The following is a 13525-nucleotide window of genomic DNA, read 5'->3' as shown; positions in this document are numbered from 1 at the left end:
GGCGGCGATGACGGACGAAAGCTTTACAAGCGACGCGGAAAGCCAGCCCGCGATCCGGTTGCGCGGCATTCGGAATGCGTTCGGCACGCAGGTTGTGCATGACAATCTCGATCTCGATGTCCGGCGTGGCGAGGTGCTGGGGGTGGTCGGAGGATCGGGTTCCGGTAAGTCCGTTCTGCTGCGGACCATCATCGGCTTGCAGATCCCGGCGGCGGGCGAGATCGAGCTGCTGGGGGAGACAATCGATGCCGGGCATGGCGAGATGCCGACGCGCAAGCTGCAGGGCCGGTTCGGCATGATGTTCCAGGACGGCGCGCTGTTCAGCTCTCTCACCGTGGCGCAGAACATCATGGCGCCGATGCGGGAGCGCGGCGGTATCCCGAAACTGCTGATGCGGGAGCTGGCGCTGATGAAGATCAACATGGTCGGCCTGCCGCCGAACGCGGCGGACAAGTTTCCCTCCCAGCTATCGGGGGGCATGCGCAAGCGGGCCAGCCTCGCTCGGGCATTGGCGCTCGACCCGCAGGTCGTCTTTCTGGACGAGCCGACGGCGGGGCTGGACCCGATCGGTGCCTCGAATTTCGACATGCTGATCCGGGATTTGCAGGACAGCCTCAACCTGACCGTGGTCATGGTTACCCATGATCTCGACAGTCTGGTGGCAATCTGCGACCGGATCGCGGTGCTGCTCGACAAGCAGGTAACGGTGGGAACCATGACGGAACTGGTTGCCAACCCGCACCCCTGGATACAGGAATATTTTCACGGGCCCCGCGCGCGGGCCGCTTTCGAAACCCCGGGCCTCAAGGGCTAGGGGAGGGAGACGGAACTGCCATGGAAACACGCGCAAGCTATGTCGTCGTCGGAGTGTTCGTCTTCGCGATGTTCGCGGCCGGAATGGGGTTCGTGATCTGGCTCGGCAAGGTCGAACTGGATCGGGATGTCTCGACTTACGTGATCGAGTTCGAGGAGCAGGTGACGGGCCTCTCGGTTGGCAGCCCGGTCCGCTACCGGGGCATTCCGGTCGGGCAGGTGACCGACATCGCCATCGACCCGGATAATATCGAGATCATCCGGGTGCGCGTCGAGCTCGACGGGAAGGTGCCGATCAAGCAGGACGTCTATGCCATCCTGGAGAGCCAGGGGCTGACCGGGGTCGGCTATATCCAGCTTGCCGGTGGCTCGAACGACGCGCCGCTTCTGGCCGCACGTCCGGGGGATGATGTGCCGGTACTGGAATCCCGGTCATCAATTCTGCAGGAAGTGGCCCAGGCCGCGCCGGAGATCGCCTCGCAGCTTGTTGTTCTGGTGAACCGGGCCAATCAGCTGATGAATGACAAAAACCGCGCATCCATCGAGAACACGCTGAAGAATCTTGAAAGCGTCTCCGGTATCCTTGCCAACCGCAGCACGGAGATCGAGGAGATCATCGCGAATGCCCATTCAACCATGCTGGTGCTGGACCAGACGGTGAGCCAGGTCGGCGGTGATATCGCGATGATGAGCGAAGAGATTTCCCAGACCATGGCGACGACGCGGGGCACGGTGACGGCGGTGGATGCGGAGCTCTCGGCTGTCTCGGCGGATTTGCGCAACACGTTGCAGAATATGGGCAAGGCGTCCGGTGAAGCGGCGGCGTTGATTTCGGACAATCGCGAGGCAGTGAACGATTTCGCGGTCACGGGGCTTTACGAGCTGACGGAATTCCTTGTCGAAGGACGGCAGCTGATGAACGACCTTGACCGTCTGGTGCGCCAGGTCGAGGCGGATCCGGCGCGTATTCTCTTCGGCAACAGACACAAAGGTGTGGAGACAGATTAATGAGTGAGCAAAGTGCCCCCTCCCTGAGCCGCCGCCGGTTGCTTGCCCTTGCCGGGGCGGCATTGCCAGCCGCCGCTGTCTCCGCCTGTGGTGTGCTTCCAACGCTGCCGCCGCCCTCGCAACTCTACCGGTTGTCGCCGAAAAGCACTTTCGACAGCGATATCCCGAATGTGCCATTGCAGCTTGGGATCGAACCGCCGCTTGCGCCGGCCGGTCTCAATTCCTCCCAGATCGCCGTCATGCGCGGCGAGTTGACGATGGATTATTTCGCTCGCGCCAAATGGATCGATACGGCGCCGTCCATGGTGTACCGGCTGCTGGTCGAGTCTTTTGAGAACTCGGAGAAAATTGTCGGGGTTGGCCGCAGCGGCGTCGGCCTGCGGAGCGATTATGAATTACAGACGGAACTGCGTGAGTTCCAGGCGGAATATCTCTATGGCGCAACCGTCCCGAAAATCCGTGTCAGGATTAATTGCAAGCTGGTGAAAATCCCGCAGCGGATCATCGTCGCCTCGCACTCTTTCGAGTCGATGCGGGAGGCGCCGGATAACAAGATGGACAACATTGTGAAGTCCTTCGATCTGGCGCTTGGCAACGTGATGAAAAAGATCGTCGGCTGGACGCTGAAGAGTGTTGCCGAACTCTGATCCGGACGGCTTGACCGGATACGGACCGCAGGAGCAGTGTTGGAATAATCCGATCTGAAGCTTCAATCGAAAGTCTCCGGCATGAACCACGTCTTTCATCGCAGTGCTGTCGCCTCCTATCCCGTCGCAGCGAGCGGCGAGGGTGTTTACATCAAGGATACGGACGGCAAGAGCTACCTCGATGCCAGTGGCGGCGCCGCCGTGTCCTGCCTCGGACATAGCGACAAGCGGGTGATTGATGCGATCAAGACGCAGCTGGACGAAATCCCCTTCGCCCATAGCGGCTTCTTCTCGAACGAGCCGATGGAGCGTCTGGCGGATCATCTGATCGCACGGGCGCCGGGCGATCTCGACCGGGTTTATTTCGTCTCTGGTGGCTCCGAAGCTATCGAGGCGGCCCTGAAAATGGCCCGTCAGTACTTCGTGGAAATCGGCCAGCCGGAGCGGCACAAGATCATCGCCCGCAAACAGAGCTATCACGGCAACACGCTCGGCGCGCTGGCGGTTGGCGGCAACGAATGGCGGCGTGAGCAGTTCCGCCCGCTGTTGATCGACGCGACCCACGTCTCTCCGTGCTTCGCCTATCGTGGCCGGCAGGATGACGAGAGCGAGGAAACCTACGGCCAGAGGGTCGCGGACGAGCTTGATGCGGCCATCAGGGAGCATGGTGCTGAAACGGTTGCAGCCTTCGTTTGCGAGCCGGTTGTCGGCGCCACCCTTGGCGCGGTGCCTCCTGTTCCCGGGTATCTGAAGCGGATACGCGAGATTTGCGATCGCCACGGCGTTTTGCTGATCTTTGACGAGGTCATGTGCGGCATGGGGCGCACGGGCTATCTCTTTGCCTGCGAGGAAGACGGCGTTGCGCCGGATCTGCTGACCATCGCCAAGGGCCTAGGTGCCGGATATCAGCCGATTGGGGCGACTTTGGTCTCGAAGAAAATCTTCGGCGCGATTCGCGATGGCAGCGGCTTCTTCCAGCACGGCCATACCTATATGGGCCATCCGGCGGCCTGCGCCGGGGCGCTCGCGGTACAGCAGGTTATCGAGGAAGACGGTCTGCTGGAAAAAGTCCGGATCATGGGAGAGAAACTGAAATCAGCCCTTGAGGAGCGCTTCGGTAATCACCCCCATGTCGGCGATATTCGCGGCCGTGGTCTCTTCATCGGTATCGAGCTGGTTGAGGACAGGGCGAGCAAGCAATCCTTCGACCCGAGTCTGAAGCTCCACGCGAAGGTAAAGGCTAATGCCATGGCGAGCGGGCTGATGTGTTACCCGATGGGCGGCACCATCGACGGCCGTGTCGGCGATCATATCCTGCTGGCCCCGCCCTTTATTATCGACGACAGCCACGTGGCGGAGATTGTCGAGAAGCTGGGGGCGGCGGTGGAAAGCGCCCTGGAATCCCGTTAGGAAATCCTGCGGGCAATAGCGTTTAGGGCGAATCGGAATAGCGTTCAGGCCATGCGGGATGACCGCACTGCAGCATTCAATATGCCTTCGCTTAAATTGCCTATTGTATACAAAATTCCTTGAGTAAATTGTTGTTTTTCAGTGCCTTAGACTTGATTGACCTTTGTCTCTCTTGCAGGGCATAGTTCATGGGGTAGGTCTGTGACCCAATGGCTTTGATACGAGATACGCATGGGAGCGCATCCGGATCCTGTTCAGGCTCTGATTGTCTGACAAAACGAAGCTGTAGAACGCAGGTAAATTTAAACCACGAATTCTCTTGGAGGAGGCTTCATGAAACGGGCTTTCACGTTTGGCTTTGCAGCGGCCCTGGTGGCTGGCGCATCGCTCGTCGGAGCAACGCAGGGCGTCAGCGCTGCGGAACAGCAATTCATCACCATCGGTACCGGCGGTGTGACGGGTGTTTACTACCCGACGGGTGGCGCCATTTGCCGCCTTGTGAACAAGGGCCGCAAGGAGCACGGCATCCGTTGCTCCGTCGAATCGACCGGTGGCTCGATCTACAACATCAACACCATCCGTGCCGGCGAGCTGGACATGGGCGTTGCCCAGTCCGACTGGCAGTACCATGCCTATAACGGCACCTCGAAGTTCGCGGATGCCGGTCCGTTCAAGGATCTGCGCGCTGTGTTCTCCGTCCATGCCGAGCCGGTCACGATTCTTGCCCGCGCAGATGGCGGCATCAAGAATGTCACGGATCTCAAGGGCAAGCGGGTCAATATCGGCAATGCCGGTTCCGGTACCCGTGGTACCTGGGAAGTGATGGAAGAAGCTCTCGGTTGGGATCGCAGCGATCTCAAGCTTGCTGCTGAGCTGAAGTCTGCCGAAACCGGGCAGGCGCTGTGCGACAACAAGATCGACGCCTATTTCTGGCTCGTCGGCCATCCGTCTGCCTTGACCAAGGAATCAGTGGCCTCCTGTGGCGCGGTTCTGGTCAATGCAACCGGTCCGGCCATCGACAAGCTGGTTGCTGACAATTCCTACTATCGCAAGGCGACCATTCCGGGCGGCATGTATTCCAGCAATCCGGAAGACGTGCACACCTTCGGTGTCGGCGCGACCTTCGTCAGCTCGACCGCCGTTTCCGACGACGTGGTCTATGAAGTCGTGAAAGCGGTCTTCGAAAACTTCGACGACTTCAAGAAGCTGCACCCGGCCTTCGGTCATCTGAAGGAATCCGAAATGGTGAAGGACGGCCTGTCCGCTCCGATCCATGGCGGTGCCGCGAAGTACTACAAAGAAAAAGGCTGGATGTAATTCAGCCGGAAGAAGGGAGAGGGCGACCTCTCCCTTCTTGCTTGTGAGTGACTGAAAAAAATTACCGGCGGCCCTGTTCAATGGGTTTGCCAGATGAACCGGGAACGGCGCGTTATGCGCGCGGCTATGTGATGAGGGCGGACGCATCCCACCCGAGGATGCGCGAGGAGGGGGCTATATGAGCAACGATACGGCAGAGTCGAAATCCGCGCGCCAGGCGGCTGAAGATCTGGTTGCAGCCGTTGACACGGGCGCACGTACCGTGCCGGGAATGGTCGGGCTGGGGATCGCACTCGGTGCGTTGGCCTGGTCCCTGTTTCAACTCTGGATCGCGTCGCCGCTGCCCTACTTGCTGGCTGACTTTATCCCTTTGATGAACAACACGCAGACCCGGCCAATTCACCTTTGTTTCGCCGTGGTTCTGGCCTTTCTGTCCTACCCTGCATTTAAGAATTCACCGCGCCGCAGCGTGCCGGTCACGGACTGGCTGTTCGCGATCGTCTCCTCGGTCTGCATTCTTTATCTGGTGGCTGAAGCCGATGATCTCGCCGGCCGCATGGGAATCCCGACGACCGCGGACATTGTGACGGCGGGTATTGGTCTTGTGTTGCTGCTGGAGGCTACCCGGCGCTCTCTTGGCGTGCCGTTGATGGCCGTCGCGATGGTCTTCCTCGTCTACATCTTCTTCGGCCAGTACGGGCCGGACATCATTGCGTGGAAGGGGGCATCCTTCCAGAAGGCGATGTCCCACCTCTGGATCACCCAGGAAGGCGTGTTCGGGATCGGGGTTGGTGTATCGACCTCCTTCATCTTCCTGTTCGTGCTGTTCGGTGCCCTGATGGACAAGTCCGGCGCCGGCATCTACCTGACCAAGCTTTCGATCGCACTGGTTGGCCATATGCGGGGCGGCCCGGCCAAGGCGTCGGTTGTTTCCTCGGCCATGACAGGCCTGATTTCCGGCTCCTCCCTTGCCAACGTCGTGACCACGGGTGCCTTCACCATTCCGCTGATGAAGCGCACGGGCTTTCCGGCAGAGAAGGCGGGCGCCGTTGAGGTTGCTTCCTCGACCAACGGCCAGCTGACGCCGCCGGTGATGGGCGCTGCCGCTTTCATCATGATCGAGCGGGTTGGTATCGACCTTGTCGAGATCATGAAGCACGCCTTCCTGCCGGCGATCATCTCCTACATTGCGCTGGTTTACATTGTGCACCTTGAGGCCGTGAAGGCCGGCATGGTCGGTCTGCCGCGCTCTTCGAAGGGGCGGGGGCGGACGGTCCTGGCCAAGATTTTCAGCACGGCGACCGCACTGGTCGGGTTCCTTGTCCTGATGGCTGTCACCTATTTCGGCTTTGCCTGGACAAAGGACGTGTTCGGCGATGCCACGATCTACATCGCATCGATCGTGCTGCTGGTTGCCTATGTCTTTTTGTTGAAACTGGGTGCCTCCTATGAGGACGGCCGTCCGGAAGATCTTGAGGAGATGACCGAGTGCCCTGAAATGCGGCCGACCCTGATGTCCGGTCTGTATTTCCTGTTGCCGATCGGCGTGCTGGTCTGGTGCCTGATCGTGGAGCGTTTCTCTCCGGGGCTTGCGGCCTTCTGGACTTCGGTCGTCATGCTATTCGTCGCGCTGACCCACCGGGCGGGCAAGGCGTTCTTCCGGGGTGAGGGGATAGACATGGCCGCGCTTGGCATGGGGCGGAGCGAGCTCTATGACGGACTGGTCTCCGGTGCGCGGAACATGGTGCCGATCGGGGTCGCGGTCGCGGTTGCGGGCATCGTCGTCGGGGCTGTGACCCTGACAGGCCTTGGCCAGAAAATGACCGAATTCGTTGAGTTCGTTTCGGCCGGTAACCTGATGCTGATGCTGTTGTTCACGGCCTTTATCTGCCTGGTGCTGGGCCTTGGCCTGCCGACGACGGCGAACTACATCGTCGTGTCTTCGTTGATGGCACCGGTGATCGTGACGCTTTCGGCTCAATCCGGGGTGATCCTGCCGCTGATCGCGGTGCATCTGTTCGTGTTCTATTTCGGGATATTGGCGGACGATACGCCACCAGTGGGGCTGGCGGCCTATGCCGCCGCCGCCCTGTCGGGCGGCGATCCGATCAAGACCGGTCTGCAGGGCTTCGCCTACGATATTCGGACCGCGATACTGCCGTTCCTGTTCATCTTCAACACACAGCTTCTGATGATCGGGATCGACGGGGTGGTGCATTTCATCATCACGGTGGTCACGGCAATCCTGGCGATGCTGATGTTCGCCTCGGCGACGCAGATGTTCCTGATTGTGAAGAACCGGCTTTGGGAATCCGCGGCCCTGCTGCTGGTTGCCTTTACCCTGTTCCGGCCTGGTTTCTGGCTCGATTACATAGATCCGCCCTTTGTTCAGCATGATCCGACAAGGATCTATGAGGTTGCCGAAACCATCCCTGCCGGTGCCGATATCCGGTTGATGGTGCAGGGCGAGACTATTGACGGGGATATTGTCTCCAAGGCCGTTTTGCTGCCGCTCGGTGATGCCGGGCCGGGTGCGGACAGGCTGGCGAATGTGGCCGGGCTGGAGATGCGGTTCGAAGACGGCAAGGCTCTGGTCGATAATCTCGGCTTCAGCAGCCCTGCTGAAAAGGCCGGGATCGATTTCGACTGGCAGGTGACGGAAGTCATGACGCCTGCGGACCGCCCGCCGAAGGAGCTGTTCTTCATTCCGGCACTCGGCCTGATGGTTCTGGTTATCGTCCTGCAACGGTCGCGCCGCCGCCGGGCTGAAGCTGTTTAGGGGAGAGGCAGATGTACAAACATATCCTTTTGACTGTCGACCTGGACGACAAGGATTCCTGGAACAAGGCACTGCCGCTGGCGATCTCCAATGCCGAGACGCACGAGGCAAGTCTTTCCGTCATGACTGTGGTGCCGGACTTCGGAATGAGCCTCGTTGGGCAGTATTTCCCGAAGGATCACGTGGAAAAGGTCATGAAGGAGGCGAACAAGCGCCTGCACGAGCTGGTGGCCGCGCGCGTTCCATCAGGCATGCACGTGCAGCATATTGTTCGCCAGGGCACGGTCTATGAGATGGTGCTGCTGACCGCGAAGGAGATCGATGCGGACCTCATCATCATCGCCTCGCACCGTCCGGAGCTGAAAGATTACCTGCTGGGGCCGAATGCGGCCCGGGTGGTACGGCACGCCAACTGTTCGGTTCTGGTGGTCCGCTAAACGAAAAAAAAGCCCCGCCGACAGCTGATCGGCGGGGTTTTTTATATCTGCTGCCAGATACCTGGCGTGAAGCCGTTAGGAGCGGAACAGGCCGAGGAGAGCCTGCGGGCTGCGATTGGCGATGCCGAGCGAGAGCGCGCTCAATTGCCCGCGGGCCTGATCTGCCGCAAGCCGCGCGGCTTCCCGTCCGAGATTGGCATCGACGATGTTTCCGAGGCCTTCCTCAGTCGCATCCGCAATACCCTGTAGCTGATCGTTCTGCGCCGTGATGCGGCGGCCACTTGCCCCGAGTTCGCCAAGGGAATTGTTCAGGGCTGACTGGAAGGCCGTGAATTCATTTTCCAGAACCGAAGCGGGATCGCTGAAATCGGCAGCAGCCAGCGCTGCGAGACTGTCCGCGACGGAGCCTTGGCCCGAAACCGTCAGCACTTCGCCTTCACCGTTCTGAAGTGTGTTCAGATCCCCGGCGCCGGACTCCAGCAAATTGGTTCCGTTGAAAGTGCTGTTGTCGACAAAGCCCTGGGCCTGCCCCAGAAGCGCATCCAGATCGTTCTGCAGAATGCCCTGCTGCTCCGCCGTGTTCGCTGGGTTGGAAAGTTCGACCAGCTTGCCCTGAATATCGGAGGTCAGGTTTGATATCGCCGTCGCGCCGGCAGTGGCGACTTTCACCGCGCCTGACGTCTGGTTCAGACCCTGCTGCAGAGCCGCATTGGCGCTGAGCTCGCCCCGGATGCTTTGGGCGATGGCAAACAGGGAGGCCTGATCCAGCGCGCCTGACACTTTCTGGCCGGTGGAAATCCGGTTCAGGGTGCGGCTCTGGTCGCTCTGCGCGGAATTCAGGTTCCGGAGCGCCGAAAAGGCACCGACATTCGTATTGATCGAGTTGTTGATAGCCATGGCTACACGCTCTCGTTGATGGTGCCGCAAGCAATCTGATCCGGCACGGTCGTCTATCTCACCTTACAATATAGCATTTTTCCGGCTGTTTGTAAGGTGTGATCGTTTTGAGGTCCGGCGGGGCGGCAGGGGTGATCGGGTAATGCTGTCGCTGTTTTTTACCGCCGGCATTAGGCACGCCGCTGCTGATCTTTCGGATGATCGGGTTAATCACGTATTGACCGGGAATTAACGCGGAAGTCGCCACCTTATCCACGGAAAGCTGATGCATAGGTGGAAGAGTTGGGGCCGCCTGATGATACTTTCATGTCTCTAAAGACACCAAATTTGCGTCATCATGACGCGGTTTATATGTATTGAGTGTTGCTAAAAAGTTGATTTCAGGCGGCTGGGTGCTGGGTTCCTCCACTTAAGAGTTGGGCCGATTTTGCGGTGTATCGCTTAGCTTTTGTTAATAAAATTCTGCAAGAACTTTAAAATATAACTGTCGATGTGCTTGATCGCATTGTTTTGTATGAGGTGCTCAGAGTGTCGACGGTTATAGAAAATTGTGTAATTTGCGGTACTTGCGGCAATGTGTTGCGACATAGCATTGAGAATTCCATTTCTCTCTGCTATTGTTGAGTTCACTTGTTGATTGTGGGGAGGCCTTGCAACTGCTTCGCAGGGCCCATCTCAGGGTGGGGTTTGACCATTGGCCATTTGGGAACAGACAGAAGACAGTGTCGCGGAAGCGCTTTTCCGGTCGGTTATGCGCGTGGTCGCACTTGTCTCCTTGACTGTTGTTCTGGTCGGCCCGGTGGTGGCCGGCGGATGGATGGCAAACGCCTATATCGTCTACCGCACAAGCGCCGATGAATTGCAGCTTCCCGTTGTGGAAAAACAGATCCCTTCACCGGCTGAGCTGATCAACGCGGCAATCGACGACAGATCTCTCTCCCACCACTAATCGGCCTGCCGCTAGGTCTTTGGGGCTTGGGCGGCCAATTCCAGAAACTTTACCGCGGCGCTAATCGTTGCCGCCATGTTTGACGCAGCCGTGTGGCCGGAGGCTTTCCGGGGCGACAGGTCATGATTGCCATCCGGAAGCCATTCGATGGTTATTGCCGCTGATAAAGGGTAATTTTCGACTTCCGGCCTGGTGCCGAAAGGATCGCGCTCTCCCTGCAGGATCAGCGTCGGGCAGGTGATGCTTTCCAGATGTTCCGTGCGCAATTTGTCGGGTTTTCCAGGCGGATGGAACGGGTAGCCGAGGCAGATCAGCCCATCGGCACCGCTCTCGTCAGCAACAAGGCTGGCCATGCGGCCACCCATGGATTTACCGCCGATCACAAGGGCTCCATTTCCCGCCGCCGTCTCGATGACGCTTCTCCAGGTATCGAGGAGAACGGGCTGCCGGTCCGGAGGCCGCTTGCTGCCACCAGTGCGCCGGCCAGCCATATAGGGGAATTCAAAACGCAAGACCCGGAAGCCCGCCGAGGCAATGCCTTCGGCGACCTGGTTCATGAAGGGCGTGTCCATCGGCGCACCGGCGCCGTGGGCCAGAACGAAAGAGGCCGGCGCACCCGCCGGCCCATTCACGAGAAAATTGGGCGCTGCCATGCGCGCCTGATCGTCAGATGTTGGAAAAGAAGTCATTGCCCTTGTCGTCGGTGACGATAAAGGCGGGGAAATCCTCGACCTCGATCCGCCAGACTGCTTCCATGCCAAGTTCCGGATATTCCTGAACCTCGACCTTCTTGATGCTGTTCAGGGCCAGCTTTGCCGCCGCCCCGCCGACGGAGCCGAGATAGAAGCCGCCGTATTTCTTGCAGGCTTCACGCACCTGGGGAGAGCGGTTGCCCTTGGCGAGCATCACGAAGCTGCCACCGGCCGCCATGAAGGGATCGACGTAGGAATCCATGCGTCCCGCCGTGGTCGGACCGAACGAGCCGGAGGCATAGCCTTCCGGGGTCTTGGCCGGGCCGGCGTAATAGATCGGATGGTTCTTGACGTAATCCGGCAGGCCTTCGCCGCTGTCGATCCGCTCTTTCAGCTTCGCATGCGCGATATCGCGGGCAACGATGATCGTGCCACTCAGCGAAACCGGGGTCTTGATCGGGTATTGGCTGAGGGTCTTGCGGATCTCGTCCATCGGCTGGCCAAGATCGATCTTGACGACATCGCCCTCGAATTCGCTCGGATCGATATCCGGCATGTATTTGGACGGATCGGTCTCCAGACGCTCGACGAAAACGCCATCCTTGGTGATCTTGGCAAAGCACTGACGGTCGGCGGAGCAGGAAACCCCGAGCCCGACGGGCAGGGAGGCGCCATGGCGCGGCAGGCGGATGATCCGGACGTCGTGGCAATAGTATTTGCCGCCGAACTGGGCGCCAATGCCCATGTCCTGGGTCATCTTCAGGACCTGCTGTTCCATCTCCACATCGCGGAAGGCATGGCCGGACTCGCTGCCCTTGGTGGGCAGACCGTCGAGATACTTGGTCGAGGCCAGCTTCACCGTCTTCATGTTGAACTCGGCCGAGGGGCCGCCGATCACGATGGCGAGGTGATAGGGCGGGCAGGCTGCGGTGCCGAGTGTACGGATCTTGGTGTCCAGGAACTTCATCAGGGCGTCCGGATTGAGGATCGCCTTGGTTTCCTGGAACAGGAAGCTCTTGTTCGCCGAGCCGCCGCCCTTCTGGCAGAACATGAACTTGTAGGCATCGCCTTCGGTCGCATAAAGCTCGATCTGCGCGGGCAGATTGTTCGACGTGTTCTTCTCGTTGAACATGTCGAGCGGTGCCATCTGGCTGTAGCGCAGATTGTGGTTTGTGTAGACGTCGTAAACGCCCTTGGCGATGGCTTCCTCTTCATTGAAGCCGGTGAAGACGTTCTGGCCCTTCTTGCCCATCACGATGGCGGTGCCGGTATCTTGGCACATCGGCAGCACGCCGCCGGCGGAAATGCCCGCATTCTTCAGTAGCTCGTAGGCGACGAACTTGTCGTTGTTGGTCGCCTCATCGTCTTCGAGGATGTTGCGGAGCTGTTGCAGGTGCGCGGGGCGGAGCAGGTGGGAGATGTCCCGGAATGCCTGTTCCGTCAGCATCGTGAAGGCTTCGGGTTCAATGGTCAGGATGTCCTGGCCGCGAAATTTTTCCACACCGACATAATCGCCGGTAAGCTTGCGGTACTCCGTCGTGTCCTCCGCAAGCGGGAACATCTCGGTGAAATTAAAGTCGGCCATTGGGGCAACTCTCCAGCATAAATCTCTCTTACGGAAGCGAGGCTGCTTCCGCCGAAATGTGTCAGGTCTTTACCGCTGGGCGGCCGCCGGACTTATTTCTTCTTCCGAAAATTATCGAGGGAGACGACCTGGCCCATGGCCGCGCCGTCATCATCACCCTCCGGCATTGGATCTTCCGTCTCGTCGTCGGATGCGTCGAGAAGTTCCGTCTCGTTGAGCTCGTTGTCATCAAGCGTCTGGAACTGCAGACCGAACTTCACGGACGGATCGGCGAACCCGGTGATTGCGGCAAGGGGAATGACCAGCCTCTCGCGAACATCGTTGAAGCTGAGCGCGACGCTGAAGAACTCTTCCTCGATTTCCAGGTCCCAGAACTGGAACTGGAGCACGATGGTCATCTCGTCGGCGTATTTTTCAAGCAGATAGGGAGGGATCGAAACACCTTCTCCCCGGGTCTTGAAGGTGATGTAAAAATGGTGGTTTCCGGGGAGGCCGTGCTGAGCGACCTGCTTCAGCGCGCGCCGGACAACGCCGCGCAGCGCCTCATCCACCATCATGTCGTACTGGAAAGGTTCTTCCAAAATTTCCCCCGGTATTCGTCCGTCAGCATACTCAAATCTAGCGGGACGCTTCTGTTGCCAGGTGCGCCCCAAACCCCGCCTAAAGGTGCGAACCCTTAGGACTTAAATCGAAGACATCAGACTGCTTACGCAGCGAGACGTGCTTCCGCATAGTTGTTGTCATTTGCAACTACTATAATGGCCCGATATCGGTGGTACCATGCCGAGCGAAAGTTCTGTCTTTACTACACGCGTCGATCCTATTTCGCCCCCAAGGATCCGGTCGGGAGACCGGAGGTCTTTGGTGGAGGCGCCGGGTACCGCCCCCGGGTCCGCAATGCCTATTCCACAGGCCGTTTATCGCCATAGTCGGTTTCCCGACAGGCTGAATATAGGCGCTTGTTGCCTCAGGAAAAAGAGGAGAGTTCGCA

General features: G+C 59.2%; 12 protein-coding genes and 1 other RNA gene. 8 read left to right on the top strand and 5 right to left on the bottom strand.

Translation table 11 applies throughout. The annotated features are described in order from the left end of the window. Positions 1–7 precede the first annotated feature (7 nt). The 7 genes from AAC126_RS00300 (at position 8) to AAC126_RS00270 (ending at position 8411) form a co-directional block, all read left to right on the top strand. Positions 8–814, top strand: coding sequence for an ATP-binding cassette domain-containing protein (locus AAC126_RS00300; protein ID WP_339848816.1), 807 nt, complete (start codon positions 8–10; stop codon positions 812–814). A gap of 20 nt (positions 815–834) precedes the next feature. Beyond that, positions 835–1821 (top strand): MlaD family protein, encoded by a 987-nt coding sequence (locus tag AAC126_RS00295; RefSeq protein WP_339848670.1) that lies wholly within the window; start codon positions 835–837, stop codon positions 1819–1821. After that, positions 1821–2468 (top strand): ABC-type transport auxiliary lipoprotein family protein, encoded by a 648-nt coding sequence (locus AAC126_RS00290; protein WP_339848667.1) that lies wholly within the window; start codon positions 1821–1823, stop codon positions 2466–2468. The genes AAC126_RS00295 and AAC126_RS00290 overlap by 1 nt, the downstream gene beginning before the upstream one ends. An 81-nt stretch (positions 2469–2549) precedes the next feature. Next, positions 2550–3878 carry an aspartate aminotransferase family protein gene (locus AAC126_RS00285; protein WP_339848665.1) on the top strand — a complete coding sequence of 443 codons (1329 nt, stop codon included), beginning with the start codon at positions 2550–2552 and terminating at the stop codon, positions 3876–3878. Between the two features lie 333 nt (positions 3879–4211). Continuing rightward, the gene (locus AAC126_RS00280) at positions 4212–5195 is read left to right on the top strand and encodes a TAXI family TRAP transporter solute-binding subunit (protein WP_339848663.1); all 984 of its coding nucleotides are present in this window, start codon (positions 4212–4214) and stop codon (positions 5193–5195) included. 178 nt (positions 5196–5373) lie between these two features. Next, entirely contained in the window at positions 5374–7974 is a 2601-nt protein-coding gene (locus AAC126_RS00275) for a TRAP transporter permease (protein ID WP_339848661.1), read from the top strand. Positions 7975–7985: 11 nt separating this feature from the next. Continuing rightward, positions 7986–8411 (top strand): universal stress protein, encoded by a 426-nt coding sequence (locus AAC126_RS00270; protein ID WP_339848658.1) that lies wholly within the window; start codon positions 7986–7988, stop codon positions 8409–8411. Between the two features lie 75 nt (positions 8412–8486). On the opposite strand, the gene AAC126_RS00265 is transcribed toward AAC126_RS00270, so the two are convergent. Then, positions 8487–9308 carry a flagellin gene (locus AAC126_RS00265; protein ID WP_339848655.1) on the bottom strand — a complete coding sequence of 274 codons (822 nt, stop codon included), beginning with the start codon at positions 9306–9308 and terminating at the stop codon, positions 8487–8489. Positions 9309–10002: 694 nt separating this feature from the next. Between AAC126_RS00265 and AAC126_RS00260 the strand changes: the two genes are divergently transcribed. Beyond that, on the top strand, positions 10003–10257 hold the full coding sequence (locus AAC126_RS00260; protein WP_339848653.1) for a hypothetical protein: 255 nt from the start codon (positions 10003–10005) through the stop codon (positions 10255–10257). Between the two features lie 11 nt (positions 10258–10268). Here AAC126_RS00260 and AAC126_RS00255 read toward each other — a convergent pair whose 3' ends face one another. The 4 genes from AAC126_RS00255 to ssrA form a co-directional block, all read right to left on the bottom strand. Continuing rightward, entirely contained in the window at positions 10269–10910 is a 642-nt protein-coding gene (locus AAC126_RS00255; RefSeq protein WP_339848650.1) for an alpha/beta family hydrolase, read from the bottom strand. Positions 10911–10923: 13 nt separating this feature from the next. Continuing rightward, positions 10924–12534 (bottom strand): fumarate hydratase, encoded by a 1611-nt coding sequence (locus tag AAC126_RS00250; RefSeq protein WP_339848647.1) that lies wholly within the window; start codon positions 12532–12534, stop codon positions 10924–10926. Positions 12535–12626: 92 nt separating this feature from the next. Continuing rightward, positions 12627–13115, bottom strand: a complete 489-nt coding sequence (locus AAC126_RS00245; RefSeq protein ID WP_339848645.1) for a ClpXP protease specificity-enhancing factor SspB — start codon at positions 13113–13115, stop codon at positions 12627–12629. Between the two features lie 39 nt (positions 13116–13154). Further along, positions 13155–13515: a transfer-messenger RNA gene (ssrA, locus tag AAC126_RS00240) on the bottom strand. Positions 13516–13525: the final 10 nt, after the last annotated feature.

The sequence above is a fragment of the uncultured Nisaea sp. genome, from assembly GCF_963974195.1.
Taxonomy (GTDB): domain Bacteria; phylum Pseudomonadota; class Alphaproteobacteria; order Thalassobaculales; family Thalassobaculaceae; genus Nisaea.
This window is presented reverse-complemented; position numbering and strand designations above follow the sequence as displayed.

Excerpts from the sequence above, each read along its gene's own strand:
- AAC126_RS00300 (WP_339848816.1), top strand. The coding sequence starts at position 8 with ATGACGGACGAAAGCTTTACAAGCGACGCGGAAAGCCAGCCCGCGATC.
- AAC126_RS00295 (WP_339848670.1), top strand. The coding sequence starts at position 835 with ATGGAAACACGCGCAAGCTATGTCGTCGTCGGAGTGTTCGTCTTCGCG.
- AAC126_RS00290 (WP_339848667.1), top strand. The coding sequence starts at position 1,821 with ATGAGTGAGCAAAGTGCCCCCTCCCTGAGCCGCCGCCGGTTGCTTGCC.
- AAC126_RS00285 (WP_339848665.1), top strand. The coding sequence starts at position 2,550 with ATGAACCACGTCTTTCATCGCAGTGCTGTCGCCTCCTATCCCGTCGCA.
- AAC126_RS00280 (WP_339848663.1), top strand. The coding sequence starts at position 4,212 with ATGAAACGGGCTTTCACGTTTGGCTTTGCAGCGGCCCTGGTGGCTGGC.
- AAC126_RS00275 (WP_339848661.1), top strand. The coding sequence starts at position 5,374 with ATGAGCAACGATACGGCAGAGTCGAAATCCGCGCGCCAGGCGGCTGAA.
- AAC126_RS00270 (WP_339848658.1), top strand. The coding sequence starts at position 7,986 with ATGTACAAACATATCCTTTTGACTGTCGACCTGGACGACAAGGATTCC.
- AAC126_RS00265 (WP_339848655.1), bottom strand. The coding sequence starts at position 9,308 with ATGGCTATCAACAACTCGATCAATACGAATGTCGGTGCCTTTTCGGCG.
- AAC126_RS00255 (WP_339848650.1), bottom strand. The coding sequence starts at position 10,910 with ATGGCAGCGCCCAATTTTCTCGTGAATGGGCCGGCGGGTGCGCCGGCC.
- AAC126_RS00250 (WP_339848647.1), bottom strand. The coding sequence starts at position 12,534 with ATGGCCGACTTTAATTTCACCGAGATGTTCCCGCTTGCGGAGGACACG.